The organism is Achromobacter sp. Root83 (genome assembly GCF_001428845.1).
Taxonomy (GTDB): Bacteria; Pseudomonadota; Gammaproteobacteria; order Burkholderiales; family Burkholderiaceae_B; genus Achromobacter.
Genome location: NZ_LMIU01000001.1, coordinates 897,702 through 914,734, shown reverse-complemented (window position 1 = coordinate 914,734; position 17,033 = coordinate 897,702). Strand labels below are relative to the sequence as shown.

General features: G+C 67.9%; 16 protein-coding genes. 4 read left to right on the top strand and 12 right to left on the bottom strand.

Going from position 1 to position 17,033, the window contains the following annotated elements; translation table 11 throughout:
• The first annotated feature begins 7 nt into the window (after positions 1–7).
• On the top strand, positions 8–3,250 hold the full coding sequence (locus ASE30_RS04100; protein ID WP_156407526.1) for an error-prone DNA polymerase: 3,243 nt from the start codon (positions 8–10) through the stop codon (positions 3,248–3,250).
• Positions 3,251–3,266: 16 nt separating this feature from the next.
• On the opposite strand, the gene ASE30_RS04095 is transcribed toward ASE30_RS04100, so the two are convergent.
• Complete coding sequence (locus ASE30_RS04095) at positions 3,267–4,511, bottom strand: SGNH/GDSL hydrolase family protein (RefSeq protein WP_057282947.1); 1,245 nt, start codon at positions 4,509–4,511, stop codon at positions 3,267–3,269.
• 125 nt (positions 4,512–4,636) lie between these two features.
• Between ASE30_RS04095 and ASE30_RS04090 the strand changes: the two genes are divergently transcribed.
• Both ASE30_RS04090 and ASE30_RS04085 read left to right on the top strand, forming a co-directional pair.
• Positions 4,637–5,551 (top strand): LysR family transcriptional regulator, encoded by a 915-nt coding sequence (locus ASE30_RS04090; RefSeq protein ID WP_057282946.1) that lies wholly within the window; start codon positions 4,637–4,639, stop codon positions 5,549–5,551.
• 61 nt (positions 5,552–5,612) lie between these two features.
• On the top strand, positions 5,613–5,999 hold the full coding sequence (locus ASE30_RS04085) for an I78 family peptidase inhibitor (RefSeq protein ID WP_057282945.1): 387 nt from the start codon (positions 5,613–5,615) through the stop codon (positions 5,997–5,999).
• A 66-nt stretch (positions 6,000–6,065) separates the two neighbouring features.
• Here the strand turns inward: ASE30_RS04085 and ASE30_RS04080 are convergent, their stop codons facing one another.
• The 10 genes from ASE30_RS04080 to ASE30_RS04035 all read right to left on the bottom strand — a co-directional run bounded on the left by ASE30_RS04080 (position 6,066) and on the right by ASE30_RS04035 (position 14,236).
• Positions 6,066–7,031: a LysR family transcriptional regulator gene (locus tag ASE30_RS04080; protein WP_156407525.1), complete on the bottom strand. Its 966-nt coding sequence runs from the start codon at positions 7,029–7,031 to the stop codon at positions 6,066–6,068.
• A 51-nt stretch (positions 7,032–7,082) separates the two neighbouring features.
• The gene (locus tag ASE30_RS04075; protein ID WP_057282944.1) at positions 7,083–7,817 is read right to left on the bottom strand and encodes an amino acid ABC transporter ATP-binding protein; all 735 of its coding nucleotides are present in this window, start codon (positions 7,815–7,817) and stop codon (positions 7,083–7,085) included.
• A 10-nt stretch (positions 7,818–7,827) separates the two neighbouring features.
• Positions 7,828–8,517, bottom strand: a complete 690-nt coding sequence (locus tag ASE30_RS04070) for an amino acid ABC transporter permease (RefSeq protein WP_057283266.1) — start codon at positions 8,515–8,517, stop codon at positions 7,828–7,830.
• A complete protein-coding gene (locus ASE30_RS04065; RefSeq protein ID WP_057282943.1) occupies positions 8,510–9,199 on the bottom strand; it encodes an amino acid ABC transporter permease in 690 nt (229 codons plus the stop codon). The genes ASE30_RS04070 and ASE30_RS04065 overlap by 8 nt, the downstream gene beginning before the upstream one ends.
• 123 nt (positions 9,200–9,322) lie before the next feature.
• The gene (locus ASE30_RS04060; RefSeq protein WP_057282942.1) at positions 9,323–10,144 is read right to left on the bottom strand and encodes an ABC transporter substrate-binding protein; all 822 of its coding nucleotides are present in this window, start codon (positions 10,142–10,144) and stop codon (positions 9,323–9,325) included.
• 70 nt (positions 10,145–10,214) lie between these two features.
• Positions 10,215–11,417 (bottom strand): aminotransferase class I/II-fold pyridoxal phosphate-dependent enzyme, encoded by a 1,203-nt coding sequence (locus ASE30_RS04055; protein ID WP_057282941.1) that lies wholly within the window; start codon positions 11,415–11,417, stop codon positions 10,215–10,217.
• On the bottom strand, positions 11,414–12,094 hold the full coding sequence (locus tag ASE30_RS04050; RefSeq protein WP_057282940.1) for an RraA family protein: 681 nt from the start codon (positions 12,092–12,094) through the stop codon (positions 11,414–11,416). The genes ASE30_RS04055 and ASE30_RS04050 overlap by 4 nt, the downstream gene beginning before the upstream one ends.
• Positions 12,095–12,252: 158 nt before the next feature.
• A complete protein-coding gene (locus ASE30_RS04045) occupies positions 12,253–13,125 on the bottom strand; it encodes a hypothetical protein (protein ID WP_057283265.1) in 873 nt (290 codons plus the stop codon).
• Positions 13,126–13,151: 26 nt separating this feature from the next.
• A complete protein-coding gene (locus tag ASE30_RS04040; RefSeq protein WP_057282939.1) occupies positions 13,152–13,763 on the bottom strand; it encodes an LON peptidase substrate-binding domain-containing protein in 612 nt (203 codons plus the stop codon).
• A gap of 128 nt (positions 13,764–13,891) precedes the next feature.
• Positions 13,892–14,236: a GFA family protein gene (locus ASE30_RS04035; protein WP_057282938.1), complete on the bottom strand. Its 345-nt coding sequence runs from the start codon at positions 14,234–14,236 to the stop codon at positions 13,892–13,894.
• A 117-nt stretch (positions 14,237–14,353) separates the two neighbouring features.
• Here ASE30_RS04035 and ASE30_RS04030 point away from each other — a divergent pair, with 117 nt between their 5' ends.
• On the top strand, positions 14,354–14,782 hold the full coding sequence (locus ASE30_RS04030) for a VOC family protein (RefSeq protein WP_057282937.1): 429 nt from the start codon (positions 14,354–14,356) through the stop codon (positions 14,780–14,782).
• 35 nt (positions 14,783–14,817) lie between these two features.
• Here ASE30_RS04030 and ASE30_RS04025 read toward each other — a convergent pair whose 3' ends face one another.
• Positions 14,818–16,833: a LamG-like jellyroll fold domain-containing protein gene (locus ASE30_RS04025; protein WP_235515188.1), complete on the bottom strand. Its 2,016-nt coding sequence runs from the start codon at positions 16,831–16,833 to the stop codon at positions 14,818–14,820.
• Positions 16,834–17,033 lie beyond the last annotated feature (200 nt).

Below are 17,033 nucleotides of genomic sequence, written 5' to 3'. Positions count from 1 at the left end.
CATGCACATGGACGACGACACTCCCGACACCCCCGACGAGCTGGACGCCGCTGACGCCCTGGCCCAGTTGCCCGGCTATGCCGAGCTGCAATGCCAGTCCAATTTCTCCTTCCTGCAAGGCGCCTCGCACCCCGAGGAACTGGCCGCGCGTGCCGCCGAACTGGGCTACGCCGCCCTGGCCCTGACCGACGAATGCTCGCTGGCGGGCGTGGTGCGCGCCCACACGGAAGCCAAGGCCCTGAAGCTGCCGCTGATCATCGGCGCCACCTTCCAGTTGCGCGCCGCGCCCGATGCCGCGCCGCTGGGCCTGACCCTGCTGGCGCAGACCCGCGAAGGCTACGGCAACCTGTCCGAACTGATCACGCTGGCGCGCACCCGCGCGCCCAAGGGCGAATACCGGCTGGCGCCCGCGGATCTTACCGATCCGCCCGAAGGCTACGCGCATCTGCGCCACCTGCCCGAATGCCTGGCCATCCTGACGCCCGCCTACGGCACCGACGCCGACCGCATGGCGGACCAGGCGCGCTGGCTGGCGCGGGTCTTTCCCAACCGGGCCTGGGTGGGGCTGACCCTGCTGTATCAGTCGCGCGACGACCTGCACCGCGCCGCGGTCGAGCACGCGGCCCACGCTTCGGAACTGCCTGTCGTGGCGGTGGGCCAGGTCCAGATGCACGTCCGGTCGCGCAAGCCGCTGCATGACACGCTGACCGGCATCCGCACGCGCCGGCAGGTGTCGCAATGCGGCTACGAACTCTCCGGCAACGCCGAACAGCACCTGCGCAGCCGCATGCGGCTGGCCAGCCTGTATCCGCCCGAGGCGCTGGCGCAGACGCTGGCGGTGGCGCGCCGCTGCGCGTTTTCGCTGGACGAGCTGCGCTACGAATACCCCGACGAGATCGTGCCGCCCGGCCACACGCCGGCCAGCTATCTGCGCCAGGAGGCGCTGGCCGGCGCCATCCGGCGCTTTCCCGCCGGCGTTCCCGACAATGTGGCCGCGCAGATCGAAAAAGAACTGGAGCTGATCGCCGAGCTGGGCTACGAAGCCTATTTCCTGACCGTCTACGACATCGTCCAGCACGCCCGCGGCATCGGCATCCTGTGCCAGGGCCGCGGTTCGGCCGCCAACTCCGCCGTCTGCTATTGCCTGGGCATCACCGCGGTGGATCCCGCGCGCGGCAACAACCTGTTCGAACGCTTCATCAGCAAGGAACGCAACGAGCCGCCCGACATCGACGTCGACTTCGAACACCAGCGCCGCGAAGAGGTCATCCAGTACATCTACGGCAAATACGGCCGACAACGCGCGGCCCTGACCGCGGTCGTGATTTCGTACCGCCCGCGCAGCGTGCTGCGCGATACCGGACGCGCGCTGGGCGTGGACCCGGGCGTCATCGACGCCGTGGCCCGCGCCCATCAGTGGTGGGACGGCAAGAAGGAAATGCTGCGCACGCTGGGGGCCTGCGGACTGGACCCGGAATCCCAGGTGGCGCGCCAGTGGGCGTCGCTGGCGCAGACCATGATGGGCTTTCCCCGCCACCTGTCGCAGCACCCGGGCGGCTTCGTGATCTCGCGCGGCAAGCTCTCGCGCCTGGTGCCCATCGAGAACGCCGCCATGGAAGACCGCAGCGTCGTGCAATGGGACAAGGACGACCTGGACGCCCTGAAGCTGCTGAAGGTGGATGTACTGGCGCTGGGCATGCTGTCGGCCTTGCGCCGCACGCTGGAACTGGCCGGCCAGCGCCGCGGCCAGGCGCTGACGCTGCAGGACATCCCCGAAGGCGACGCACCCACCTACGACATGATCTGCGACGCCGACACGGTGGGCGTGTTCCAGATCGAATCGCGCGCGCAGATGACGATGCTGCCGCGCCTGAAACCGCGCGAATACTACGACCTGGTGGTGCAGGTGGCCATCGTGCGGCCCGGCCCGATCCAGGGCGGCATGGTCCATCCCTACCTGCGCCGCCGCCAGCGCAAGGAAGAAGTGACCTATCCCAGCGAAAAGGTGCGCGGCGTGCTCAGCCGCACCATGGGCGTGCCCATCTTCCAGGAACAGGTCATGCAGATCGCCGTGGTGGCCGCGGGCTTCTCGCCCGGCGAAGCCGACCAGTTGCGCCGTTCCATGGCCGCCTGGCGGCGCAAAGGCGGCGTGGACAAGTTCCGAATCAAGCTGGTGGGCGGGCTGCTGGCGCATGGCTACACCCTGGAGTTCGCCGAGGCCCTCTTCCGCCAGGTGGAAGGGTTTGGCGAATACGGCTTCCCGGAAAGCCATGCCGCCAGCTTCGCGCTGCTGGCGTATTCCAGTTCCTGGCTCAAGCGCCACGAGCCGGAAGCCTTTCTGGCGGCCCTGCTCAATTCCCAGCCCATGGGGTTCTATGCGCCCGCGCAACTGGTGCAGGATGCCCGCCGCCATGGGGTCTGCGTGCTGCCCGCGGACGTGACCGTGAGCGGCTGGGATTCCGCCCTGGAAGCCCGGCCGGACTCGCCCCCCGGCGGCGGACAACGCCCGCATCCGCACGCCCCGGACGATGGCGGCCCCCGCCCCGCCGTGCGGCTGGGCCTGAGCCTGATCCAGGGCATGCGCGAAGACGCCGCCCGCCGCATCGAGGCGGCGCGCGCCAGCGCCCCTTTCGCGGACACCGCCGACCTGGCCCGCCGCGCCGGGCTCAACCGCCATGACCTGAATTCCCTGGCCGCCGGCGACGCGCTGCGCGCCCTGGCCGGCCACCGCCGCCAAGCCAGTTGGGAGGCCGCCGCCAGCGTGCAAAGCCGCGACCTGCTGCGCGATGCCGAGATCGTGGAGACCCAGGCGCCGCAACTGGCCGCCCCATCGGAAAGCCAGACCGTGGCCGCGGACTACCGCAGCGTGGGCCTGACGCTGCACAGCCATCCGGTGGCGCTGCTGCGCCCCCAGCTTGCCGCGCGCAATTTCCAGCCGGCCTCGGTGCTGAACGCTTATCCCAACAAGCGCGTCGCGCGCGCCTGCGGCATCGTCACCGTGCGCCAGCGCCCGCAGACCTCCAAGGGCGTGATCTTCGTCACCCTCGAAGACGAAACCGGCCCCGTCAACGTGGTGGTGCGCCCCGAATTGATCGAACGCCAGCGCCGCGAGCTGCTGGGCGCAACGCTGCTGGGCGTGTTCGGGGCCTGGCAGAGCGTGGACGGGGTGCGCCATCTGATCGCGCAGCGGCTGGTGGACATGTCCGACCTGCTGGGCGGGCTGGCGGCGCAGAGCCGCAATTTTCACTGAGCCCGCGCGGCCCGGCTCACCGTCCGAACAGCGTGGCCATGTCCAGCGCCCGGGCCATCGCCCGGTAGCCGGCATCGCCCGGATGCAGGTGATCGCCCGAATCGTAGGCCGGCAGCAGGCGGCCGGGATGGGACGGATCGCGCAGCACCGCGTCAAAATCCGCCACCGCGTCGAACACCCCGCTGTCGCGGATCCAGCGGTTCACTTCACGCCGCACCGCATCCTTGGCCGGACTGTAATGGCCCGCCAGCGGCGTCCCGTGCAAGGCGCCTTCGAACGGCGCCAGCGTCCCGCCCACGACCCGCACGCCCCGGGCGCGCGCCGCCGCCGCCAGTTGCCGGTAGCCTTCGGTCAGCCGGGCCGCCGTCATGGGCGCGTCGCCGGGCGCGAAGGCGCTGTCCGGCCAGCCGATGTCATTGATGCCCATCATCATCACCACCGTGCGCACGCCGGGCTGGGACAGCACGTCCGCCTCGAACCGCGCCATCGCGTTCTGGCCCATCTTGTCGCCCCAGACGCGCGCGCCGGAAATGCCGGCGTTCACCACGCCCACGCCCAAGGGCGCCAGACGGCCGGCCAGGACGTCCGGCCAACGGCGGTTCGCGCCGGGCGTCGATCCATTACCGTCGGTCAGCGAATCGCCGAACGCCACCACCACCGGCGCATCCGCCTGACCTTCCACCCAGATTCCGGCCAGGAAGGCGCGGCCGTCCAAGGGGTTGGCGCCGGGCATCCCGGACTGTCCGGTGGCATCGCCCCGCACCAGCAAGCCGGTTTGCTGCGCGCCCCAATGGAAGGTCGTCACCGGCGTGGCCTGCGGGAAGTAGGTGCTGACGGCCAGCTCGCTCAAGGCGGGCACGGACAGGTCCACGGGATCGCTGACGGCTTGAGCGCCCGGCGCCACCGTCACGCCCGGCTGACCGCCGAAGCGCAGGACGCGGTCCGTGCCCGGCCGGATCGCCGCCCCCTCCGCGGCCACCGCCACCTGGGCGGCGCCGATCACCAGCGGCTGCGTGCCGTAGCGGTTGGACAGCACCACGCGCAGCCGCTGGCCGCCCAGGCTGATCCTGGCCTTTTCCCGCAGCGTCTGGTTGCGCAGTTCGGCGGGCATCCCCGTCGGCAGGATGAAGGACGCGTCCCATGAAGGCTGCGGGCTGGCGAACCAGGAGGCGGTCCAGGCGGCGCCGGCTTCGGCCGGTGCCAGGACGGACAGGCTGCCGGCCAGCAAGGCGAGTGCTCCAGTAAAGCGTAGGGTGTGCATGGCATTCCTTTCAAAAGAAAGAACCGGCGGAAAACCGGATTCGGTAACGCCACGATAGGTTCTTCCCGAATGTGCCGGTAGCCCCGTAAACTGCATACCACTTCTTCCAAAAAGGAATGACCGACATGGATACCCTGCGCGCCATGCGGGCGTTTGTCCGCGCCGTGGAACTGGGCACCTTGTCCGCCGCCGCCCGTGAGCAGGGCCTGAGCCAGCCCGCCCTCAGCAAGATCGTGGCCGCGCTGGAAAAAGACATGGGCGTGCGCCTGCTTGAACGCAGCACGATCCGCGTCGTGCCCACCGAGCAAGGCAAGCGCTTCTACGAGCGCGCCACCCGGGTGCTGGAAGAATACGCAGAGGCCGTCGCCGACGCCCGCGACCAGACCGAAACGCCCGCCGGCCTGCTGCGCGTGAACGCGCCGGTTGCCCTGGGCCAGTTCCGGCTGAACGCGCTGATCCTGGAATTCCTGCACGCCCATCCCGGCATCCAGGTCGAACTGATCCTGAACGACCGCTTTGTCGACCTGGTGGAAGAAGGCGTGGATGTGGCGCTGCGGCTGGGCGGCGGCCTGCCGCCCAATGCCATCGCGCGCAAGGCGGCCACGTCGCCGCGTTACCTGGTGGCCGCCCCCGCCTACCTGGCCGCGCGCGGCAAGCCCCGCACGCCGGACGACCTGGCCGGCCACGAATACGTCCGCTTCGCCTGGCTGGCCGCGGGCGCAACCCTGGAGCTGCGGCGGGGCGCCGCGAGCGCCACCGTCCAGACCCAGGGCCGCTACCGGGTCAACAATGCCCTGGCCATCCGGGAAACCCTGGCCATGGGCGCGGGCATCGGCCTGTGCCCGGCCTGGCTGGTGCAGGACCTGCTGGCCAGCGGCGAATTGCTGCGCGTCCTGCCCGCCTGGAACGCCTCGCCGCAGGAGGCATTTCTGATCTATCCCTCGCGCCGCTACCAGTCCTTGCGGGCGCGTCTGCTCATCCAGTTCCTGGCCGACCGGCTCGGCCAGCTGCCGGGCATGCAGGCGCCCACCGCTCCTTGAGCACAGCGTCTCGCGGCTGGTCTATCATGGCTTTTTGTCTGTTCGCCGCAAGGAGCCCTACATGATCCGCAAGCTGATCCCCTTCCTGCTGGTTGCCAGCCTGACCGCGTGCGCCAATACAGGTGCTCCGCGTTCGTCCAGCGCACCGGCAGCCTCCAGCTCCTCGAGCGCGTCATCGTCTTCAAGCGACAGTTCCGGTTCGTCCTACGGCGGCTCGGCGTCCATGCCCGGCAGCGCCCGCGGCAAGTCCTGCGACGCCGGCCCGCTGCAATCGCAGATCGGCCAGAAAGCCACGCCGTCCGTCATGGAAGACCTGCGCACGCGCAGCGGCAGCACCTCGGCCCGCATGCTGCGCCCAGGCCAGCTGGTCACCATGGAATACAACAACACCCGCCTGAATCTCATCGTGGACGACAAGGACGTCATGACCGCGATCCGCTGCGGCTGAAGCCCGCTCCGCCCCGTTCATTGACCGCCGGGCCGGGCCCGCCCCGGACCGGCCGCCCGGCCCCGGTCAGCCCTCGCGCGGCCTGGCCGCCGGCGGCACATGGGGCAGAAACGCCCCCGCCACCTCGAACGCGCATTCTTCGCGCGCAATGTCGATCACCCGGGACACGACCGGGTTGACGATGTTCTTCTTGTGCACCGCGTAGTAATTGATGGTCGGCAGGTCCGGCCGCACATTGAGCTGGCACAGCGCGCCGCGCGCCACCAGCGGCGCGAAATAGGCCCCCGGCAGGTAGCTGATTCCCAGGCCCAGCATCGTCAGCTGCGCCATCATCCCCAGGCTGTTGCAGGTCAGCACGCGCTTGACCGGCAGCCCCTGTTCCGCGAACCACGCGTCGTACAGATGCGAGAGCGCGGAGTTCGTGGGCTGGGAAATCACCGGATACGGCGCCAGGTCCTGAGGCGTCAAGCTGGCCGAAAAATCGATGTCCAGCGCCGGACTGGCCATCCAGACATTGGTGACCGCGCCCAGGTGCGTGCAATCGTACTGGTATCCCCAGAACGGGCCGGGCATGATGGCCAGGTCCAGTTCGTCCTGCTCCAGCCGTTCATACAGCGTGATGCCGCCGTCGATCTCGGGCATGAGCTGCACGCGCGGGTAGCGTTGGCTGATCTGATTGATCAGCCCGGCCAGCCAGGTCATGCCGACCAGTTCCGTCACCCCCAGCCGCACCACGCCTTCGAAACTGGCCGGGTCGGCCATGTTCTGCACGATGCGGCTGTTCAACTCCAGCATCTGGCTGGCCAGTTCGAACAGCTTGCGGCCCTGCGGGGTCATCAGGAGCTTCTTGGCGCGCCGCTCGAACAGCGGCGCGCCGGCAAAGGCTTCGAGCTCGCCCACCCGCTTGGCGACGGCCGATTGGGTCGTGTGCAGTTTGCGCGAAGACGCGCTGAAGCTGCCCAGTTGCGAGCTCCAGTAAAAAGCCTCTAGCTGTTTAAGGGTGTACATCGCCGCGGTGGATGCGAAACGCATGGAAAAACCTCACCTTACCATCGCGGTCCGATCGCCCCGGACCCGCCCCGGTCAGCCGCGCGGATGCAGGATGTCCGCCAGGAAGCGCTGGGCGCGCGGATGGGCCGGCGCGCTGAAGAAGCGCTCGGGCGTGTCCATTTCCAGGATCTCGCCCGCGTCCATGAAGACGACGCGGTCGCACACGTCGCGGGCGAAACCCATCTCGTGGGTCACGCACACCATCGTCATGCCATCCTTGGCCAGGCCCTTCATCACCTGCAGCACCTCGCCCACCATCTCCGGGTCCAGCGCGCTGGTGGGTTCGTCGAACAGCATCACCGGTGGCTGCAGGGCCAGCGCCCGCGCGATCGCCACGCGCTGCTGCTGGCCGCCCGACAGCGAACCCGGATAGGCGTCGATCTTGTGCTCCAGCCCCACGCGCTCCAGCAGCGTGCGCGCCAGCTCCACCGCCTGCTTGCGCGGCTGCTTGCGGATGCTGACGGGCGCGAAGATCACGTTTTCCAGCACGCTCATGTGCGGAAACAGATTGAACTGCTGGAACACGAAGCCGATCTTCTGGCGCAGCGCGTTCAGGTTGGCGCCCTTGGCGTAGATGTCGGCGCCGTCGATCAGGATACGGCCCTTCTCGATGGGCTCCAGCCGGTTGATCGTGCGGATCATGGTGGACTTGCCCGACCCCGACGGACCGCATATCACCAGCACCTCGCCGCGCGCGACCGACAGGTCCACGTCCTTGAGCACATGATGCTCGCCGTACCACTTGTTCACTTTTTCAAGATTGATCATGTTTGTTCCTTTAAGCCATGGCGCGCGAGCGGCGGATACGCAGGTCCAGCCAGCTCAAGCCGCGGCTCAGGCTGAAGCACACCAGGAAATAGATGATGGCCAGGATGCCGAACACCTGCAGCGGCTGGGTCAGCACCAGGTTGTTGACCTGGTTGGCGGCGAAAGTCAGTTCATTGACACTGATGACATAGCCCAGCGACGTTTCCTTGATGGTGGAGACGAACTGGCTGGTCATGCTGGGCAGCACATTGAACAGCGCCTGCGGCAGCACCACGCGGCGCATCGTCGTCCAGTAGCCCACGCCCAGCGAACGCGACGCCTCGATCTGGCCGCGCGGCACCGCCTCGATGCCCGAGCGGATCACTTCCGACAGATAGGCGCTTTCATAGACCACCAGCGCGAAGATCAGCGTCCAGAAGCCGCTGACGACCTGGCCGGTCAGCTTGGGCACGACGAAGTAGGCCCAGAAGATCAGCATCAGCAGCGGCATGCCGCGCACCACGTTGACAAGCGTCTTGCTGGCCACGCGCAGCCAGCCGTAGGGGCTGACGCGGGCCAGCGCGACCAGCAGCGCCAGGGGCAGCGACAGGGCCAGGCCGCAGGCGGCCAGGATCAGCGTCAGCGCCAGTCCGCCCAGCGGGCCGTTGGGGTATTGGCCGACGAGCAGCGTGGGCCAGTATTGCATCAGCAGATCAAGCACCATGGCCTCCGCGGTTCAGACGATAACGGGCGTAGATGCGCGATCCGATGGCCATGATCAGGAACGAGCCCAGCAGATACATGATGGTCGCGGCTCCGAAGGTGGCGAAGGTCCGATAGGTTTCGTTTTCGATTTCGCGCGCCTGGTAGGTCAGCTCCATCACGCCGATCGCCATGGCCACGCTGGTGTTCTTGAACAGCAGCAGCGCGCGGCCGACCAGCGGCGGGATGGAAATGCGCAGCGCCTGCGGCACGATCACGAAGCGCATGCACTGCAGGTAGCTGGCGCCCAGCGCGCGCGCCGCCTCGAACTGGGTGCCGGGAATGGCGCGCAGGCCGCTGCGGATGTCTTCGGCGATATAGGCCGCCGACCCCAGCGCCAGCGCGATCGCGGCCAGGGACATCTCGGCGTTGTGCGCGTACAGCCACATGCGAAAGCCCTCGGGCAGAAGCTCGGGCATGCCGAAGTACCAGAACAGCACCTGCACCAGCAGCGGCACGTTGCGGTGGTATTCCACGTAGGCGTCGACCAGCCAGCGGCACGGCGCGAGATTGGTGGCGCGCACGACCACCAGCGTCACCGCAATGGAAAACGCCATCACCCATGCGACCAGGAACAGTTGCACGGTGACGGCCATGCCGCCTAGCAGCAGTTGATATTGGGATGCGTCAAGTAGGCTCATAGAACAATCAATCTCCTGCAATCGCGCGGTCCGCGCCAAGCGTCACGGCTTCCCGCGCACCGCTGGGCGTTGCGCGGGAAGCCGTGACGGGACTGGCGGATGGCCGCGCCGTGGTCCGCGGCCTTAACCGGCGATCGGGCCGATCTTGAAGCCGCGTTCCAGCTTGTACGGCGTCTCGGGGCCAAACCACTTGTCGAACAGTTTGGCGGCCGCGCCCGACGCCTCGGCCTCGTCCAGCGCCTGGTTCACCGTTTCCAGGAACCGCGTTTCGGACTTGCGCACGCCCAGGCCCCACGGTTCGTCGAACACCGGCTTGGCGATCACGCTGACGGGCGCGGTGGGCGGGCTTTGCAGCACCAGGCGCACCAGTACCAGTTCGGACGCGAACTGCGCGTCCACCTTCTTTTGCTGCAAGGCCAGGTAGGTGGCCGAGCTGTCGCCATAGCCGATGACCTGCGACTTGTCGAGGATGCGCTTGATCTCGCGTTCGGAGCTGGATCCCTTGGTGGCGCCGATGCGGCGGCCATTCAGCGCCTCGATCGAATCGAACCCCGAATCCTTGCGCACCATCAGTTTCTGCGGACTGACGTAGTAGGCATGGCTGAAGGCGATCTGTTGCGCGCGGTCGGGCGAATAGCCCAGGTTGGCCGCCAGGATGTCGACGCGCCCTTCGTTCAGTTCCGGCACGCGCGCCGCCACCGACAGCAGCTTGTAGTTGATCTTGACGCCAAGCTTGTCGGCGACGAGCTTGCAGACATCCACGTCATAGCCCACCAGTTGGCGCGTCGCGCCGTCCTGGAAGCTGAACGGCTGCGACGTGCCCAGCGTGCCGCAGACCAGCTCGCCGCGCGCCTTGATGTCGTCAACCTGATCGGCGTGGGCGGCGCCGCCCAGGGCCAGCGTGGCCAGGCCCAGGCAGGCGGCGAAGAGTGTGTTGCGCTTCATGGTTGGTTCCCCTTGTATGGTTGTGTGGTGATCTGGCTTGAAACAAGCCCGGGTGTAAACAAGCCCGCCCTCAGGCCAGCTTGGCGCAGGCGTCGCGTATGGCGGCGCATCCCTGCCGGATATCGTCCATCGACGCGGCGAACGAAAGGCGGAAGGTGCCCGGCGCCCCGTAGGCGTGGCCGTCGATGACGGCAACGCCCGCTTCGCGCAGCAGGTAATGCGTCAGGTCGGTGTCGGTGGCGATCACGTCGCCGGCGGGCGTCTTCTTGCCCAGCAGGCCCGAGCAATCGGGGAACACGTAGAACGCGCCTTGCGGCACAACGATCTCCAAGCCCGGCGCGCCCGACAGCTCGGCGACCGCCAGGTCGCGGCGTTCCCGGAATACCCTGGCGAACTCGGCTACGCAGTCCTGGGGACCCGACAAGGCTTCCAGCGCGGCCGCCTGGCTGACGGACGACGCGCCCGACGTGCTCTGCGATTGCAGGATCGCCATGGCCTTGATCAGCTCGTCGGGGCCCGCGCCATAGCCGATGCGCCAGCCCGTCATGGCGTATGCCTTGGACACGCCGTTGACCACCAGCGTGCGCGCGGCGAGCTCCGGGGCCACCTGCAGCGGGTGCACCGTCGGCTCGCCGGTGAAGTTCAGGCGCGCGTAGATGTCGTCGGTCATCAGCCAGACGTGCGGATGGCGCTTGAGCACCTCGGCCAGGCCGCGCAGTTCATCGGCGGAATAGACCGAACCCGTGGGGTTGCTGGGCGCGTTCATCATCAGCCACTTGGTGCGCGGCGTGATGGCGCTTTCCAGGGCCTCGGGCGTGACTTTGTAGCTCGTGGCGGGCGTGGTCGCCACCGTCACCGGCACGCCGCCGTTGACCAGCACCATGTCCGGGTACGACACCCAGAACGGAGCCGGGATCAGCACCTCGTCGCCGTCGTTGAGCGTAGCGGCCAGGCCGTTGAAGATCACCTGCTTGGCGCCGGTGCTGACGATGATCCGCGCCACGGGATAGTCCACCCCGGTCGCTTCCAGCAGATGCGCGCGGGCGGCCTTGCGCAAGGCCACCGTGCCCTGGGCGGGCGGATACTTGGTCTCGCCGCGGTTCATGGCGGCGGTGGCGGCCAGGCGGATGTGTTCCGGCGTGGAGAAATCCGGCTCGCCTATCGTCAGGTCGATGATGCGGCGGCCCTCTTCGCGCAATTCGGCGATGATGGCGCGCGCCGCCACGCTGGGCGACAGCTTGATGCGCTTGATGCGGTCGGCGACGATGCTCATTTGGCCGCTCCCGTCTTCTCGGCGATGGTCTTCTCCAGCCACGGCTTGGTGTAGGTGCCCGCGCGCAGCTTTTCCTTGGCCACCGCTTCGTCGGCTTCCTTCTTCACGGCAAGCGCCAGCACGGCGCGCGCGTGTTCCGCGGGGATCACCACCACGCCGTCGGCATCGCCCACCACCACGTCGCCCGGATTGACCACCTGCCCGCCCACGGACACCGGCACGTTGATCTCGCCGGGGCCATCCTTGTACGGGCCCTTGTGCGACACGGCGCGGGCGAAGCAGCCGAATTCGTTCTGGGCAAAGACGTCCAGATCGCGCACGGCCCCGTCGATCACGAAGCCTTCGATGCCGCGCGCTTGCGCGTCCATCATCATCAATTCGCCAACCAGCGCGTTGCTGGCGTCGCCGGCGCCGTCGACGACGATCACGTCGCCCGCGCCGCCCAGGGAGATCGCCTTGTGGATCATCAGGTTATCGCCCGGACGGGTCTTGACGGTCAACGCCAGGCCCACGGTGCGGCGCGATCCGGCGTGCAGCGGGCGCAGGCCCGACACGCCGTAGAGGCGATTCATGCAGTCGCTGATCTGGGCCGAGCCGATGCTGGCGAAACCGGCCAGCACGTCGGCGGCGACGGCCGGCGCGGGCCGGGAAAGTATGCGATATCCGATGGGGTTCATAAGGGAAGCCAGGTGTGTATGCGTGTAGCGGTTAAGCGAACATGCATTACAAAGCCCCACGCGCCCTTCTTCAAAACGATATAAATTCCCATCGATCCACGAATTTTATTCGTGGATAACAGCACTTAAGGGTTATCCCTTATTCGTGCATCCCGCCGTCAGTCGTCGCCGCCGGCCGCGCTGCGCGCTTCGGACAAGGCCACCGTCAGGTGCATGACCTTTTTCTTGAGCTGATCGCGCTCGTCCGTCAGCTTGGCCAGCAACTGGCGCAGGCGCGCGACTTCGGCGGGCAGATCCTCGATGTTCTCGATGGGTTCCTCGGGCGGAGCCTCGCGGGGCGCCGGGGCCTTGGCCTGGCGCGCTTCGCGCGCGGCCTGCTGCAGTTCCTTCCTGCCACCGGCCACGGCCGCCGCCTGCCGCTCGGCGGGCAGCGACGCCACCGCGGCCGCCGCGTTGATGGAAATCGCGCCCTCCTTCACGGCGCGCACCAGTTCCGGCGCCGCCGCCTTCTGGATTTTCTCGATCTGCCCCAGCGTATTGCTGCTGATCCGGGCCGCGCGCGCCAGGGCCTGGCGGCTGGGAATGGCCGGCGCCCAGGTCGTGTTGGCGGGTTCGCGCAGCGGCGCGCCCTCGGGCGCGGGCGCATCCTCGTCCCAGGGCGGGGAGCCGTCCTCGGGCGCCGTGCGCGTCCCGTCTTCCGGCGCGGTCCGCGACTGCAGGATTTCCTTTTTGCGCAGCGCCAGCACGCCGCGCTGGAAGTCCGACACGCTGCGCCGGCCCAGATGGTTTTCGATCATCCACAGGTGCACGTCTTCCATGGACTTGAAGCGTGGATTCTGGGTGGTCTGGAAAGCGATGCCATGCTTCATGCAGAGCGCATAGCGGTTGTGGCCGTCCACCAGCAGGTCGCCCCACAACACCAGCGCATCGCGGCAGCCTTCGGCCAGCAGGCTGCGCTCCAGCGCGGCGTGCTCGTCTTCGGTCAAGGGGTCTATATAGGCGCGCAGGCCTTCGTCTATCCTGATATCCATGGTGTCCAAAGTGTTCTTGCCGCGCCCTACGCCAGCCCCTGGCCGCGCAGCACGTCCTGAATGGACGCCAGGCGCGCCACCGGGTCGGTCATGGCCAGCAAGGTGGCCTTGTCGTCCGGCGGCAGCGGCAGCAGCTCGCACCAGCGGTTCGCCACCCAGCCGCAGTCGTCCAGCCGGAACGGCGGCGCCAGCGGCATCCTTTCGGGGGGCACGCCGTCCTGCTGCCATTGCGCCACCAGGCGCCCCAGCGCATCGGCGCTGGCCTGCATGGCCGCCGGCACGGGCGTGGGCGGATCGTCGGGGATGGGTTCGGCTTCGCCCATCCAAAGACCGTATTTTGCCACTACGCTGGAAAGCAGCCGGAAACGCGCCGTTCCCGTGCAGCGGATTTCCAGCAAGGCCGGCATCGGCGCCTCCCAGGCGTCCACGCGGGCCATGGTGCCCACGGGCGACAGCGTCTCCATGCCTTCCGGAGAACGCACCTCGCTGCCCGCAAGCAGGCCCACCACGCCGAACTCGCTGCCTTGCGCGATGCTGCGGCGGATCATGTCCAGGTAGCGCACCTCGAAGATCCGCAGGTGGACCACGCCGGCGGGAAACAGCGCGTTGGATAACGGAAACAAGGGAATCAGCGACATGGCCGCCTCCTGTTCATTTCACGCGGAAGACATCGTCCTCCGGCGCCTGCCTATCGGTGATAAACCACGTTACCCCGCCGCGATTCCACGATCGCACCCGTTGCCCTATCATGTGGCGCAACCGGCCTTCAGGCGTTGCGGCCGTCGTACGGAATGCGGGTCAGGGCGTTCAGGTCCAGGTTTTCAATGCAGCGGACGTTCACGGCCGCCGTCTCCTCGCCCTTGGCCCCCACCCCGAAGCCAAACGGCGCGCAGCCGCAGTTGGCGCAGAAATGATGCGAGATCACGTGTTTGTTGAACTTGTAGGTCGACATGCCCTGCGTGGATGACGTGATGCGCAGGCTGGCGCGCGGCACGAACCAGAGCAGATAGCCCTTGCGGCTGCAGTGCGAGCAATTGCATTCCAATACCTGGGGCACATCGCCGTCGACTTCGAAGGCGATCTGTCCGCAGTGGCAGCTTCCTTGTTGCATGGTCTGGCTCCTGAGCGTTACCGGGTCGGATTCCCATCATAGAGCCGCGCCGCCCGCCTTGGCCATGCGGAACGGCGCGGCGCCATCCAGCGCGGCGCCATCGAACCCGGAGACATCATGCCCCAGTTATCCGCTTACCTCAGTTTCGATGGCAACTGCGCCGACGCCATGCGCTTCTACGAACGCGTGCTGGGCGGCCGGCTCGAAGCCATGATCCGCTACGCCGACGCGCCCCCGGACGCCGCCATGCCCGTGCTCTCTTCCGAGGACGCCGGGCGCATCATGTATGCCCGGCTGTCGCTGGACGAGCAGACCCTGCTGGGCAGTGACGCCACCGCGGGCCATCCGTATCCGGGAAAACAGGGCGTGGCGCTGGCGCTGGTGTACCCCACCGTCTCCGACGCGCACCGCGTATTCGAGCATCTGGCCGAAGGCGGCAGCGTCACCATGCCCCTGCAGAAGACCTTCTGGGCCGAGGCCTACGGCGCGCTGATCGACCGCTACGGCACCCGCTGGATGCTCAGCGGCGGACGCCTCAGCCACTAGGGGCCGACGCGTCCCGCCCGCAGTTACGCCGCGTATCAGGGCGCGCGCGCCGTCAGCCATTCCGCGGGCGGCAAGGGCCTGCCCACGATGCGGATTTCGCCCAGCGCGCCCAGGAAGCCGCCGCTGGGGCCGCCGCCGTCCCAATAGCCCGCGCCCACCGTCCACGGCAGGTTCAGCGTGGCCAGGCCCGCGCCATCCACGGCGTTGCGCAGCACCGGCGCGCCTTCCACATACATCGTGGTTTCGCGCGTCGCGGGGTCGTTGACCACCGCCACGTGCAGCCATGTGTCCACCAGGATCTCGCCCGACCAGTTGGTGCGGGCGCTGACGGGCGTGGCCACCGAGGGCACCACTTCCCATTGCACTTCGCGCAGGTTGGAGATGGCGAACTGCAGCGGCGGCGATTGCGGCAGGCTGGCGGCCCACCCCGGCAAATCGCCACGGCGTCCGGCGCGCGTCATGATGTTCATCCAGGCGTTGGCGGCCGCCGTCCAGTCTCCGGCGATCTTGATGAAGGCCTCGACCGTGTACCCGCTGGTGAACGTTTCGGTATTCAGCGCCGCCGCGGCGTCCGTCAGGAAGTAGCTCAGGCGCGGCCCGGCGGTGTTGCGGAACGTAATGCTGCCGGGCGCGGCCGACAGGCGATGGCGGTCGGCGCTCCAGACCAGATCGCCTTCCTGGGCGGTATTGCCGGCCGGCGCGTTCAGCGGCGCGCGCGTCAGCACATTGTTGTTGCCGGACTTGTCGGCGATCACGGCGCCTTGCGCGACCGAGGCGCCCGCGGCGCCTCCCGCGAAGCGCCAGTGCGCCAACGTGCCGGCGGCGTGCGCGTAGTCTTCATCGTTGGCGGGCGCGGCCTTCTCGGGCGGCTGCGCGTCGGTGTAGCCATTCAACGCCAGCGCCAGCGCGGCGTCCGTGATGCTGCCAGCGCGTGTGCCGGGCCCCGCTTTGAAGTCCGGATTGAAGGCGGCAAAACGCTTGGCGAAGTCCATCTCGATCACGAACTGGTTGTTCGCGTCGGTCAGCACCGCCTGGTCGAATTCGTTCACGGCGCTCTTCGGCTTCAGGGGCACCCACGGCGAGAACGACGACGCGACGATCCGGTTGTTGCTCAGGTCGAACTCATAGAAGCGCAACAGGCCGTTGCCGCCCTGGTAGGCCATCTGGTAGTCCACCACCATTTCCTCGACCGCGTGGCCGAAGTCGTTGATCTTGGTCAGGTGCGCCGCGCCATGATGATGGCCGTTGACGGTCATGAAGATCTGATCGCTGCCGCGGATCAGCTTGTCCCACAGCATCAGGCCGTAGTCGACTTCCAGCGGGCTCACCCCGTCGTTGGCGATGGCCAGCAACTGATGGTTGACCAGGATGGCGGGCAAGGACGAATGCGTCTGCAGGACCTGCCGGGCCCATGCAAGGCCCGCATCCGACACGCGCCACGACAGCGACAGCACCAGGAACTTCTGCCCTTCCGTCTCGAACACGTGGTATTCATGAAAGCCGCTGGCGTCGCGGCCGCCAAAGGTGGGCTGCGCGCTCGCGCGGTCCTTGCCGAACCACTTCAGATAGGGCTCGGCCGCGGGGTCGCGGGTGGCGTCCGTGCCATTGACGGGATCGGATTCGTAGCCGATGTCCTGCAACACGTCGTGGTTCCCCGCCAGTATCGAGTACGGCACGCCCGCGTCTTCCAGCCGCTTCATGGCGGCGTCCGCCACTTCCCATTGCTGGGGCTTGGACACCTGGTCCACCACGTCGCCAACATGAATCACGAACGGCACGTTCAACGCCTTGGCCGATTGCGCGATCCAGTTGGTCTGCGCAATAAACGGCTCGCTGCCGAACAGCTTGGCGAACTGGTTGCCGGTTTCGGCGGTGGCATAGCGCGCGTAGAACTGCGTGTCGGGCAGCACCACCAGGCCGAAACTGGACAGGAGCTTCGCCGCGGGCGGCGGTTCCGTCCCGCCATCGCCGCCGCCTGGGCCGGGAGCCGCGTCGTCATCGTCGTCGTCGCCGCCGCAGGCCGACAGCAGCGTCACCAGCCCGGCCGGCATTGCCCACGTTCCCACGCCCGCCTTGATCAGGGAGCGCCGCCGCGTGTTGACGCCGTCCTGTTGCGCGCTGTCCCCGGCGTCGTGGCCGATCCCGTTCTCTTTCTGGTCTGAAGACACTCTGCACTCCGTGGTTCGAGAGAAGTCCCGAACGCGCGCCGGCCCCCCTGGGCCGGACTGTCCGATGCCGACTGGCATCCGCG